The sequence below is a fragment of the Burkholderia plantarii genome (genome assembly GCF_001411805.1).
GTDB classification, from domain to species: domain Bacteria; phylum Pseudomonadota; class Gammaproteobacteria; order Burkholderiales; family Burkholderiaceae; genus Burkholderia; species Burkholderia plantarii.
Window position 1 is genome coordinate 1569307 of sequence record NZ_CP007212.1, and the last position, 14581, is coordinate 1583887.

Below are 14581 nucleotides of genomic sequence, written 5' to 3' on the forward strand. Positions count from 1 at the left end.
TACGCATACGGGGAGAGCGCGATGGTAGGGATCGTCACGGGCAACGGGCTGGGGCTGCAATCGTCTTCGCTGCAAGGGTTGGGCGGCCGGGGCGTGCTCGGCAGCGCGGCGTTCGGCCAGTCCGGCGAGAGCGTCTACGTCAACGTCGCCAACGGCAACCTGATGATCCAGGATCGCGACCAGATGCTGCTCGGCCAGGGCGTGAGCGGAGCCGTCTATCGTGCCTACAACAGCCTCGGGCAGCTTGCCGGCGACAGCTGGAGAGAGGGCGCCACGCGCTCGGTGGGCGAGCTGAGCGGCACGCTCGGCGCCGCGGGCAGCACGATCGTGCAGACCGACTGGGATGGTTCGTACACGACCTACACCTACGACGCCGCGCTCGGCGCCTACGTCTCGAACGCCCCGACCGGCGTGGCGATCGGCGACGCGCTGAACCCGGGCCTCGCGCCCGTGACCACCACCGGCGCGCACGCCACGATCCGCTTCGATGCGGCGGCCAACCGCTGGATCTGGAGCGACGGTCGCGGGCAGGCCACCGAGACCTACGACGCGGGCAACGGCGGGCGGCTCGTGGCGAGTCGCGACGAGGACGGCAACACGGTCAGCTACGTCTACGACGCGGCGGGGCGGCTCACCACGGTGGCGACCAGCGGCGGCGACGTCACGCGGCTCGACTACGACGCGGCGGGCCGGCTCGCCGCGCTGCGCAGCACCTACCGGCTCGCCGGCGGCCAGCAGGCCACCGAGACCTCGGTGTACTACGGCTACGACGCGCTGGGGCGCCTGTCCTCGGTGACGATCGATCTGACGCCGCAGGACGGCAGCATCGCCGACGGGCAGGTGTTCACCACCACCTACACTTACGACGGCGACAGCCAGCGCGTGGCCTCGCTCGCGCAGTCCGACGGCTCGCGGCTGGCGTTCACCTACACGCTCGACTACGGGCTCTATCGCGTCGCGACGATCACGCAGACGGGCGTCGACGGCATCGATCGCGTGACGCGCCTGCAGTACGACCTCGCGAACCAGCGCGTCACCGTGGTCGATCCGCTCGGTTTCGCGCAGCAGCTCGACTGGGACGCGGCGGGGCGCCTGACCCGCGTGTCGAACCTGTCCGAAGCACGCAGCATCAGCTTCCGGTACGACGCCGCCGGCAATCTGGTCCATCAGAGCGACACCGCGCTGGGCGACATCGACCTCAGCTACGACGCGGCAGGCAACCTGATCCGGCAGTCGGGGCTGCTCTCGAGCATCACCCGCACCTATGGCGCCCACAACGAGCTGCTGACCGAAACGATCGGCGGCCCGTATCCGGCGGCCGAGTTCGGCACCGAGACCACGCGCTATGCCTACGACGCGCTCGGGCATCTGCGCTACGTGGTGAGCGCGGAAGGGCGCGTCACGGAATATCGCTACGACGCGGCGGGCCAGCGCGTCTCGGAGATCCATTACGCGAGTGCCGTCTACGACGTCAGCGCGCTGCCCGACACGCGCGCGCTGTCGCTGGGCGCGCTCGACACGTGGGCAGGTGGGGCCGGTGTTCGCCAGAACGCGCTGCGAATCGACTCCAGCTACGACTGGCGCGGCAACCTCGCCGTGCAGACGCGCTACGAGCGCCTGCTGGCCGACGGCACGGGCGACCCCTCGGGCGGCATCACGCAGATGCGCTATGTCTACGATCCGCATGGCCGCCTGCTGCAGCACTACGTGGGCGTGCCGGGGCAGGAGCAGGTCGAGCAGTTCGCCTACGACGGGCTGGGCCGGCTGCTCGCTTCGACCAGCTTCGACGGCGCGCTGACCACCTACCAGTACGACGACGTCCACCACGCGGTGTCGGTGACGTTCGCCAGCGGCCTGACGCGCACTTCGACCTATGACAGTGCGGGCGCACTGGTCTCGACGGTCGAGAGCGCGCACGGCACCACGCTCTCGCAGGTTCGCAACGCCTACGATCCGGACGGCCGGCTCAGCATGAGCACCGATGCCGACGGGCGCAGCACGCACTACCTCTACAACTCGCGCAACCAGCAGGTCGCCGTGATCGGGCCGGACGGCACGCTGACCGAAACCGTCTACGACGCCGCCACCGCGCTGCAGACGAAAACCATCACCTACGCCACGCGCCTCACCGCGGCCCAGCTCGCCACGCTGGTCGACGGCAACGGCCGGCCGCTCTCGCGCACCGCCTCGGGCGCCGCGCTGACGCTCGACAACGCCAACCTGAGACCGGCCGGCACGGCCGCCGACCGCTGGGAGATCTCGGCGCGCACCAACGCCGGCTGGATCGATCACACGATCGACTCGGAAGGCGTGGTGACGCAATACGATTACGACGGCTTCGGTCAACTGATCTCGAAGACGGTGCGCTACAACCGCTTCGACCCGAACGCGATTCCCGCCACCGGCCTGCCGCCGGCGAACCCGCAGCGGGACCGCACGACGCATTACCTCTACGACCGCGACGGGCTGCTGCGCGGCGAGATCGATCCGCAGGGCTACCTGACCGAGACGCGCTACAACGCGGCCGGCGAGCGCACCGAGGTGATCGCCTACGCCACGCCGGTGGACGAGACGCTGCGCAACGCGTTCGCGGCCTCGCCTGCGTCGCCGCCGTCGCCGACGCTCGCGATGCTGATTCCGGCCGCGAGCGCGCGGGATGTCGTGACGCGCTATGTCTACGATGCACGCGGGCTGCTGTCCGCGGAAATCGACGGCGAAGGCTACCTGACGCGCTATCAATACGACGCGCGCGGCAACCTGACCGAGCGCGTGACCGGCCAGCGCGTCGCGCAGGACACGCTGGGCCAGCCGCAGCTGGTCTGGCTCAGGCTCGCGATGTCGGGCGCGGTGGGCGCCACCGTCGGCGTGCGCATGGACGGCGTGCTGGTGGGCACCGTGACGCTGACCTCGAGCGACTATGCCGGCTATTCGCTGGCGGTGCCGGGCGTGGTGGCGCTCGACGTCCATACGATCGAGTTCGACATCTCGACCGCGAATCCGGTGACGCTGTACGTGGCGTCGCTGGGCGAGCATCCCCTCACGCCGATCGTCGCGTCGCCGTCGGCGAGCCTGTCGCCGCAGGTCGTCAACCCGCGCTACACGCTCGACGCCGCCGCGCTGCTGGCCGGTGCTCCGGCGCCCGACGCCATCGAGCGCACGACCTATGCCTATGACGCGATGGGGCGCCTGCTCGGACAGGTCACGGCCGCCGTCACCGGCACCAGCACGACGCGCTACACCTACGATGCGATGGGGAAGGTGCTGACCGAAACCCAGGGCACGCCGCCGCACGAATCCACGATCACCTACGAATACGACGTGCGGGGCCGGCTCGTGCGGAAGTATTCGGGCGAGGCGAGCCGGATCCTGGCTTCGATCGCGCAGGCCGAGGCGGGCGGCGACGCCGCCACGGCCGCCGCCTTGCGCGGCCAGTTGTTCAGCGAGACGTATACCTATGACGCCGCGGGGCTGCGCACGTCGTCGACCGACGCGATCGGCCGCAAGACGCTGTACTACTACGATGCCTACGATCGCGTGGTAGCGACCGTCAACGCGGCCGGCGAGGTGGTGCGACAAAGCCGCGATGCGTTCGGCAACATCGAGCAGACGGTCGCTTACGCGGTGCGGCTTGCCGCCGGCACGCTCGCCGGCCTGCAGGGCGGGCGTCTGGGCGACGACGTCGCCGCCGTGTTTGCCGCGCTCGACAGCGCCGACACCTCGTACACGCGCTTTCATTACGACACCGATGGCCGGCTGACGCGACAGACCGATGCGCTGGGGCAGGCCGTCGACTACGCCTACGATGCTTTCGGCCAGGTCGCCTCGAAGACGCAGGACGTGGCGAACGGCGTGCGGCGCAGGACGTTCTACGATTACGACCGGGCGGGCAACCAGACCTGGCAGCTGGCCGACGTCGACGGCCTGAAGCTGGTCACGACGGCCGCTTACGATGCGTTCGGCCGGGCAACGCAGACTGTCGATGCGAACGGCGTGTCGCGCTTCTCCGACTACGACCGCGACGGACGGCTGGTCAGCGTGCGCGACAGCGCGGGGCAGACGCACACCACCTATGACGCATTCGGCAACGTGTTGACGCAGACCGACCGGCTCGGCAACACCACGCGCTATTCGTACGACGCCGCGAACCGCCAGGTCCACATGATGACGCTCGAGGGCATCGTCACCACCACGACCTATGACGAACTGGGACAGGTGGTGGCGCTGACCGATGGGCGCGGCGACACGGTCACGAGCGAGTACGACCTCGACGGCAATCTCGTCAGGACCACGAGCCCGACCACCACGCTCACCTATCGCTACGATCACGCCGGGCAACGCCTCGCTGAAGGCGGCGCGGCGGCGGGCAGCGCGACCACGCAATACACCTACGACCTCGCGGGGCGCGTGCTGACGCGCACCCAGTTCGTCTCGTCGAGCGAGGCAAGCCTGACCACGCGCTACGAATACGACGCGATGGGCCATCTCGTGCAGACCACCGATCCGTCCGGCATGGTGACGCGTACCCGTTACGACGCGATCGGCCAGCGCGTGAGCGTGGTGGTGGACCCGGACGGCCGGCGGCTCGCGACGAGCTTCACCTACGACGCCACCGGTCAGGTCCTGACCGTAACGGAGGGCGACGGCAGCGCCACGCCCAAGGTCACGCGCAACGTCTACGACAGCGCCGGCCGCCTGCAGGAGCGCATCGTCGATCCCGACGGCCTCAGGCTCAGCACGCGTTATGCCTACGACGCGATGGGCAACGCGGTGGCGGTGACCGATGCGACCGGCGCGGTGACGCGCTACGTCTACGACGCTGCCGGCCGGCAGACCTGGGTGCTGGGGCCGACGGGGGCCGTCACGCACTTCGTGCGCGACGCCGAAGGCCGGATCGTTTCTCAGGAGAAATTCGCCACGCCGATCGACGTGAGCGGGCTGCCGTCGCGCCTGACTGAAACGCAACTGTTGGCATCGGTCATCCGCTCGGCGGCCGACCAGATCGATTACAGCACCTATGATGCGCTGGGCCAACTGCGCTACGCGACAGACGCGCTTGGCCACGTGAAGGAGCAGGTATACGACGGCGCCGGCAACGTGGTGCGCGTGATCGCCTATGCGGGCGCGAGCGATCCCCGGTCGCTCGGCACCGCGGCCGATCACGTCACGCGGATGGTGTACGACGGCGGCAATCGCCTGATCGCGACGATCGACGCCGCCGGCACGGTGACGCGCAACGTCTACGACGTCAATGGCAACGTCACGCAGCGCATCCAGTATGACGCGGCCTACGCGGCGGCCGGCGAGATAGACGCGGCGGCCTTCGAGAACCAGATGCAGGCGTGGCTCCAGTCGCCCGCGATGGCCGGCCGGATCCACGTGACGACGCAGGTCTACGACGCAGTGAACCGCCTGCGCTACACGGTGGACGCCGAGGGCTACGCGACGGAAAACCGTTACGACGGCGCCGGCCGGCTTGCCCAGACCATTCGCTACGCCCGGCGTTATACCGGCAGCGATGACAATTACGCGACGCTGGCCGGGTATTTCGCCGATCCGGCGCAACTGGCGCAGGCGGCCGTCACGGGCTATCGCTACGACGGCGCCGGGCGCTTGATCGAGACGACCGATGCGCAGCAGGTCGTGACGCGATACACGCTCGATGCGCTGGGCCGGGTGACCGATACGACGGTGGCGGCCGGTACCGCCGATGCGTCCACGACGCACAATGTCTATGACGTGGCCGGCAACCTGATCCAGAAGACGGTGGGCTACGGCACGGCGGTGGCGAGCACGACCGGCTACTCGTATGACGGCGTCGGCCGCCAGCTCACCGCGACCGACGCGCAGGGCTTCGAGCTGATCGAGCACGACACGTCGTGGACGCTCGGGGAGCGCTCGCAACTCGGCGTGGTGGACGCCAGCGGGGCGCCGCTGGCCATGGCGGCGTTGACCGATGCGCAGAAGCTGCGGCTGCTGCAGGCGCATACCAGCACGCAGTCCTACGACGCGGCGGGCCGGCTGATCGCGAAGGTGGACGCGCTGGGCAACACCACGCGCTATCAATACGATGCATTCGGCAACGCGGTGACGACCACCGATCCGATGGGTGCCGTGACGGTGTCGTTCTATGACAAGCTCAATCGCGTGGTGGCGCAGGTCAGCCCCGAGAACTGGGTGGTCGGCACGAACTACGACGCGTTCGGCAACGTCAGCAAGGTGACCGACTACCTGAGCGCACGCGCCGGTGCGATGGACGATGCGTGGAAGCGTGACGGCTGGCGCCTGGATCCGGCCACGATCCTGCCGCCGAGCGATCCGAAGGATGCGGTCACGCGCATGGAGTACGACAAGCTCGGCCGGCTGACGCGCTCGACCGACGCCGAGGGTTATGTCCAGACCTATTCCTACGACGGCTTCGGCAATCGCGTGAGCTACACCAACAAGGTGGGCGGCACGTTCGCGTACACGTATGACGGCATGGGCCACATGCTGTCGGAAACGCTGCCGGTGACGTCGAGCGGCTGGCCGGTGGTGAATCGCTACGAGTACGACGCGCGCGGCAACCGCATCACGAGCATCGAGGCGCAGGGCCTGCCCGAGGAACGTGTCACGCGCTACGGCTTCGATCTGCTGAACCGGCAGGTGAGCACGACGAAGCAGGTGGAGCTGGCGGGCACCACCGGAACGGTGACGGAGCAATCGATCTATGACGTTCGCGGCAACCAGATTTCGCAGATCGACGCGAACGGTCATGCCACGACCTGGTACTACGACGCGGTGGGCCGCAAGACCGGCGAGGTCAGCGCGACCGGCACGCTGACGCTGTGGACCTACGACGAAGCCGGCAATGTGCTGCGCTCGCGCGTGTTCGGCGATCCGGTGCAGCCCACCCGGGGCTCGCAGCCGCCCGCGCCGGTCGACCAGACCAATGTTCGCGAGACGCGGTTCATCTATGACGCCGATGCGCACGTGCTCGAATCGCGCGTGGTGGATGTCGCGAGCGGCAGGTTCGTGCTCAATTCCGACTCGAATCCGACCACGCCGATCGACGTCAAGGAAGAGTATGTGATCTCGTCCGGCGCCGATCTCATCACGCGCTGGGAGTACGACGGCCGCGGCGCCGTGATCGCGAAGGTCGATCCGGCAGGGGGGCGCACGGTGTATTTCTACAACGGCAGCGGCCAGAAGATCCTCGAGATCGATCCGATGCATTACGGCATTGCCTATGATCTCGACGCTCGCGGCGAGGTGGTTCGGGAAACGCGGTTCGCGACCGCGTTTCCCGATCAGTACACGTCGAACCAGAGTGCGGCCCGCAACCTGATCGATACCTGGCCGCGCAGCGCGGACGATCGCATCACCGAATACACCTGGGACCGTAACGGGCGCAAGACGAGCGAGTCACGCCTGAACGTGCAGTACGCCACGGTGGACGACAACGGCAAGCTCCTGCAGCAGGTCGGCAGCGCCACGACGCAGTACCAGTATGACGGCGAAGGCAACCTGCTGGATCAGATCGACGCCAACAACAACCGCTACGACTACGTCTACGACGCGCTCGGTCATCGCGTCTCGGAGAAGCTGCCGACGTTCCTCGACTATCACGGCAGCGCCACGCGCGCGACGACGCTGTACGAGTATGACGGGCTCGGCAATCTCGTGAAGGAGACGCGCAAGGGCGATATCGATCAGGTCACGTTCTATCAGTACGGCGTGGGCGGGCGGCTGGTGAACAAGGTCTACGCGAACGGCAATTACATCAACTACAGCTATGACGCGGCGGGCAATATCGTCGGGTTCGCGCAGGCGCGCGACGACGCGGACGGCCAAAGACTGGTCGACATCACGACCCTCCTCTACGACGCACGGAATCGAGAGACCTATCGCAGCGTGCAGTTAGCGGCTCGCGACGGGAGCGTGCAGAACACGGGGACGACGCACGAGACGCGCTATGACGCCTATGGCGACGTCGTGGCGCGCCGCACCAACGGCGGCGGGCCGAACGGCGAGTGGCAGGAGTATGCCGACTACGACAACGCGGGACGTGTGGTCCGGACGAACTTCGACGACGGCATCTCGCACCTGTACATGTACGACCGCAACGGCAACGCGACGTTGAAGATCGAGTCGATGGGCAGCGACCTGCGCAGCTTCTCGATCGAGACCGTGACCGACCTCAATGCGCTGCTGCAGCGCGTGGACATGATGCAGACGTTCACGCTGTATGACGCACGCAACGAGGTGGTGCAGATCCGCCAGCCGAAGACGTCTGCCGGGCAGCCGCGCGTGGGCTTCGCGCCGGTCGATATCCAGATCGAGGGCGGGACGTTCGCGAATACGGTGCTGAAGATCGGGGGGTGGCTGTCGAAGGCGCAACGTGTAGTGATAGCACCTGTCCAGACGTTAGCCGCGGGAGGCAACGGTGCCGGTGTGGCGACAGCGGGTGGCGTTGGCTACGTCAGCCTTGGATGGACGATGAACTACGGCGATCTCGGTCAAGACTATTCCCTTGAAGCCGGTCACATCACGCTGGGTGTGCTCAGCTATACATTGCCTGATTTTTCGCAGGTATATGGCGCTTACGATGTCGAAGTGCGCGTCAGCTACCACGTCTACGGAAATGTCTGGGGATGGGCCCAAGATGGAGAGGGGAGATCGTTCCCGTTCGATCATGTCGACGTAGCTACCTCGCTTCCGCAACCAGTCAATTCCACTCAGCTCCAGGTTTCTCTTGCTTACAATGTGCCGGGGTTCTTGTGGGCAGCCAGCAGAGCGGGTAGCCAGAATTATGTGAACTTTTCGTCGACTTCCGAGATTTTCATAACACCTCGTAATGGAATGGGGCGCATTTCTGTCGGGACAATTTCTCAAGGAGGAACGTTATTCCAGGCAAGACAGCCGCAAGAGGCTAATAGCCCGTACGACGGCGTCACTATTGCTCCCCAGAATGCGTTCTATACAGGTGCGTCACTGCAGGGCGCCACCAATCTCGTTAGCGTGGCGCGGAATGATCTGCCCACGGATGCTGGTGCGCAGTTGTATTATCGCCCGCTCAATTCCGGGCAGACGTTCCAGCCGCTGGGCCGAAGCGCGTTCAGTCAACCGAACTCATATACCGCTGATTTCAGCGGCCTGCCGAACGGCGACTACGAGATGATTTTCATGGCCGTCTCTGGCGGAGGCGACGGCCACCCGAGCGGCACGCTGTTGCGTCGGGATGCTTATATCCTGCACGTCGCGCATGGTGGAGCGTCTTCCGTCACCATGGACCCTACATCGATCTCGAGCGGTACAGCAAGCTCCAGGCCGGGTTTGACCGTGGACGCGACCGGTAGCTACATCTGGACCTCTCCGCAGGTTCTCAATCTGTATGCGCCGAGCGGTGGCGCTGGTGCGCGGCAGATAGCCTCGATTGTCACCGTGAAGATGCGCCAAGCTGGTACGACGCAATGGGGCAATGCTGCCGGGTTCACACGCAACCCGGTTACCGGCGCGTTTTCGATCGACATGTCGGGATATGGTCCTGGCGATTGGGAGATGGAAATCGATCTGTTCGATGCGAATTGGCATCAGATCGACGCCATGAGCGGCGAAGTCGCCCTCACGGGCGGCGGAAGCTCCCCATCGATCAAGACGCTCGACTACCTCGCCAACCTGAACACGTCCGTCACGTTCTCGGAGCCGTCCAATGTCGACTATATCGATGTGTCTTGGGAGCAGGGCGGCGAAACGAAATATGCGCGTGTGCCGCGTCTGAGCGGCGAACTCGTTTGGGATATCCGCGGCCTGTTGTCGGCAAGCGGATCGTCGCAAAACTATGCCATCAATTTCACGGCCTATGACGCAGCGGGACGGCCGGTGTCGATGGGGAAGGGCGAGATTACCGTCGGTGGATACGGCACCCCGACGATCCAACTGACCGGCAGCCAGAGCCGCACCTACCTCAAGTTTCAACCGACCGGCCTGGACGGCCAGCCGCTGCCCGCCAGCACGCTCACGCTTTTCTACCGCGCATCGACGGACAAGGATCACGATTACGACCGCCCGTTCAGCCAGGTGACGCTTACGCGCGATGCATCGGGCTATTTCGTGTTCGACGCGACGGATCTGCCGACCGACGTCGAGTTTGAATATCGCTATCAGGCAAAAGACGCCGCCGGCAACGTGCTGCTGGAGCGCGGGAGCTATTTCGATACCGGCACGCGCAATAATCCGGCTACGAATACGGACATCATCAGCGGGTTCTACCAGACCACGCTCGATTCGACGATCGATCGGCTGCAGTTGCACAACGCGTTCGGCGAGGTGTCCAGCGAGCGCGACGGACGCGGCAACTGGACCGATTCGCAATACAACACCATGGGTTCCCTGGTGCTCAAGCGCGAGCCGCAGGTCAGCGTCACGCTGGCGAACGGCGTGAAGGTGCAGACCCGGCCTGAAACATCGTTCTATTACGATCGCACCGGTAATCTGGTCGGAACTCGTGATGCAGACGGCAATCTGTCCACGCAGCAATGGAATTACGGTAGCGCCACGCCCTCGACAGTGAAGATCTGGGATGCGCTAGGCAATGCCAAGCAGATGCAGTACGACAGCTTCGGCAACCTGCGGACGTCCTATGACGAATTGAGGCGCCGCACCGATTACCTGTACGACGCGAGGAACCGATTGATCGAAGTCGACCACCCGCTGCTGAACGATGGCCAGCGCAGTGTCGACCGCTACGAATACGATTCGCTGAACCAGCGAATTGCGCATACCGATGCACTCGGCAATCGCGAGCGCACCTACTACGATGCCGACGGACGGATCGTGAGGACCGTGAGCGCCGCCGGGCGCACGTTGACCTATGACTATCGCTGGGCGTCGAGCATCGGTTCGGCTGGCGCCGTGACCACGGGCGGCTGGGTACGAACGACCACCAACGCCAACGGCATGAGCATCGTCGACCAGAACGACCTGTTCGGCCGTCTGATGATCCATACCGACCTCGGTGGTCACGTGTTCCAGTACCTGTACAACTGGGCAGGGCTCCTGTCCCAGCAACGAGGCACGAGCGGGCAGAACGTCGACTACAGCTATTACTCGAACGGGCTCGTGCGGTCGATCGTCGACAACACGGAACAGACACAGTCGCTGTACGAATACGACGGGGACGGCAACCGGACCTCCGAATACTTCACGAACTTCGGCTATACCTACATCTTCGCGCAGTCGGCGGTGACCTACGACGCGCTGAATCGCGTCACCGCGATCGAAGACAGCAGCTACAAGGTGTATTACGAGTACGACGCGGTAGGCAACCGCCGGCGCATGCAGGCGGTGTATACGGATCTGGTGGGCTCGCACCAGCAGACGCAGGACTACTGGTATGAATACGATGCGCTGAACCGCTTCACGGTATCGATGGGCAGCCTGTCCGGCGCGCCGGCCACCGATCCGAACGACACCAGCGTCCACATCGTGGCGGGCGCGGCGGGCGGCGATGGTGTGCAGATCGCCTACAACGCGGCCGGGGAGCGGACGGTAGCCGTCTATGCGAAGGACGGGCGCACCGAGACGTATGAATATGACGCGAACGGCTACTTGTCTACGCAGCGCGTGAATAACGCGATCGTGCAGCAGCGCACGAACGATCTGATGGGGCGCGTGACGACGTTTCTGGAATATGACCCGGCGACGGGGCAGCAGGTGACGGGGCTGAGCCGCGACTGGGATGCCGACGGGATGCTGAAGCTGGAACGCGATGTCCTGCACGGCGCATCCACAAGTTACACACGCATGGCGGACGGCACCCTGACGCAAATCGCGACGACTCCCGATGACAGACTACAGACGAGCACGGTCTCGACTTACGCGTACGAATGGTGGGATGACGCAAAGCAGTCGCGCGTGACGACCCAGGCTACGAATCCGAATTCCCCGGGATGGAAGCCGGCGACGTCGTATTTCAATTACGACGCGAACGGCAACCTGCAAAGCACCTATGACGATGGCGGCAATCAGCCGGGCAACGCGCGGGCGTTTCAGTACTGGACCGATCTACGCGGACAGGTGCAGCGGCGCGACGAGCTGACGGGAGCCAGCGTTGATACGAACGGCAAGATCTCCGGCGCATCGGGGGATCGCAAGCACAACTACTACTATCTGAACGGCAACCGGATCGGTAACCAGGGCAACGACGGCATCGACCAGATCGACTACATGCAGGAGCTGGCCGGTAAGCTGGGCAAGGGTAATGACAATCAGTACAAGGTATTCACGCCGATCAGCGCAGCGGATTTCGACGAAAACTACATGCCGATTAACGGGATGTATCCGGCGCAGAGTGCGGGGCAGTGGACGGTGCGTGACGGGGATACGCTGCAGTCGGTGGCGTCGGCGCTGTGGGGGGACTCGAGCCTGTGGTACATCCTCGCCGATGCGAACGGGCTGAAGAACGGCGACGAGCTGCGGCTAGGGCAGTTGCTGACGGTGCCCAACAAGGTCACGAACATCCATAACAACGCGACCACGTTCAAACCGTATGATCCGGGCCTTGCGATTGGGAATACGCAGCCGACGTTGCCGTCTCCGCCTCCGCCACCTTCTCAGGGAGGCGGGTGTGGTTCGTTCTTGCCGATTATCGCGATCGTGGTGGCGGTGGTGGTGACCATATATACCGCGGGAGCCGCATCCGAATTGCTTGGCGTGACGGCGACGGGTACTTCGGCAGGTGGAGGGATCGGCAGCCTGGGTGTGGCGACCGTATCCGGGAGTGTGACGGGCGGCTCACTGGGTGCCGCGTCGGGCGCGATTGCTGCGGGCGTGGGCGGCGCGGCCGGTGCTCTGGCGAGCCAGGCCGTGATGATTGCCGGAGGCCAGCAGCATGGCCTGAGCCTGAGCGGAATCGCGTTATCGGCTTTCTCGGCGGGGGCTGGGTCGGCACTCGGTGCGTCGGGTATCGCAGCTGCATTGCAGAAGAGCCTGGGCGTGACTGGCGGCGCAATCGTGTCAGGGGCGGCGCGTTCGGCTATCTCGCAGGGGCTGGGCATCGCGACCGGTGCGCAGCGCGGTTTTGATTGGAAGGGGGTGGCGGCCAGCGCGATCGCGAACGGGGCAGGGGCGGCAGTGGGGCAGACAGACCTGGGGCAGCTTCCGTATGCCAGTGAATTTGCGTCTAGCGTGGCGGCGGGGGCTGCGAGTACACTGGTGCGCGGCGGGAGTTTGTCGCGTGATTTTGGGGCGATTGCGGCGGATGCGGCGGCGAGTACGGTTGGCAATATGGTGGTGGACCGGATGAAGGGCCAGCCGACGTCGAGCGCGAGCTTGCTATATGGTCCAGGAGGTGACGTCAATTCGACGACGGCCGAAGCGGTACGTGCTTATAGCGGCGATCCTGAGCAGGATTTCGCAAGTCGCGCGAATTGGAGTCGGCAACTGGATGCAGGCCTGCGGGAGGAAGCGTTTATTGACGGCTTGCAGGATCAGTTTGGTCAACTGGCCAACGACGCGCTGGCTGCCTCGCGTGCTCGAGACGCAGCATTCAAGCGCCAGCTTGGCTTGGAGTTCGTTTCGACCGCGAACCAGAAACTTGCGGCACAACGAACCGAACACGCAGCGGACGCTGCGCGACTGGAAGCGCAGATGCGGGCCGAGAAGGCTTATGCATCGCAATTGGCTAATGAGCCGGACTTCCTGAGTTCAATCGGGGTGACGGCCGGTCAGCCGCCGACGATGCGAATACTGGAAGACTTGATCAAGCTGCCGCCGCTTGTGGATAACCAGCCCGGATTCAAGGCTTGGGATGGCAAGGCGGGGACTGGACCGTACGATCGGACGGTGAGCCGGCTTGCAGTTGCGTTGGATCCCATCGGGGGCGCGGTGGGGGGCGCGGCGTACGCTGCAAGCTCCATTGCGAACTACATCAGTCCAACTGGCGTTGACCCGCTGGATGCTGCGCAATATACCGGCGTCTTGGCTGGGATGGCAGCAAGCGTTGTGCCGGTGGCGACGGGGACTGTGAAGGGGGTGTCGGGGCAGAGCGCGCTTGTTGACGCTGAAACGAACGCATTGCAACGATTAAGTCGGATTGAATCTCGGTTTGGTGCAGTAGCTAGAGAGGTCGGTTTCATTGTCGACGCAACTTCCGGAAATATACTGACAGTTGCACGTCAGCCTTATGGTCAATCAACCGCAAGTTTCCGATTTGGAGATGAGCAGTGGGCATTGGCGGAAGGGAATTGGATAACACATAATCACCCAAGCGGTTTGACGCTAGGTATTGAGGATCTTGCTGGTGCTGTAGCATACGGCGCACGAGGAATTCGAGCCTCGACTGCCGATGGAACATACGAGCTTACATTTGATCGTTCTTTTGGATCAGCGTACCGTGGCGACTATGCAGGAGCCTATGGATATTTGCATGCTCAAACGAATGAAATTGGGCGAGAGATTATGGCAGACGTTCGATCGGGTGCGATGACTGTGCCTTCGCAACTTCAAGGTATAGAGCGGAAAGGATATTTGGTGAACGAGATGTGGGTTCGCTTTTCGTCCAAAAATCCAACACTCCAATACAATTTCTACAAAAGGTAAGATC

At 64.5% G+C, this 14581-nt stretch carries 1 protein-coding gene; it reads left to right on the forward strand.

Annotated features, from left to right (window positions below; translation table 11 throughout):
- The first annotated feature begins 21 nt into the window (after window positions 1-21).
- The gene (locus bpln_RS06755) at window positions 22-14577 is read left to right on the forward strand and encodes a LysM peptidoglycan-binding domain-containing protein (RefSeq protein WP_158512010.1); all 14556 of its coding nucleotides are present in this window, start codon (window positions 22-24) and stop codon (window positions 14575-14577) included.
- Window positions 14578-14581 lie beyond the last annotated feature (4 nt).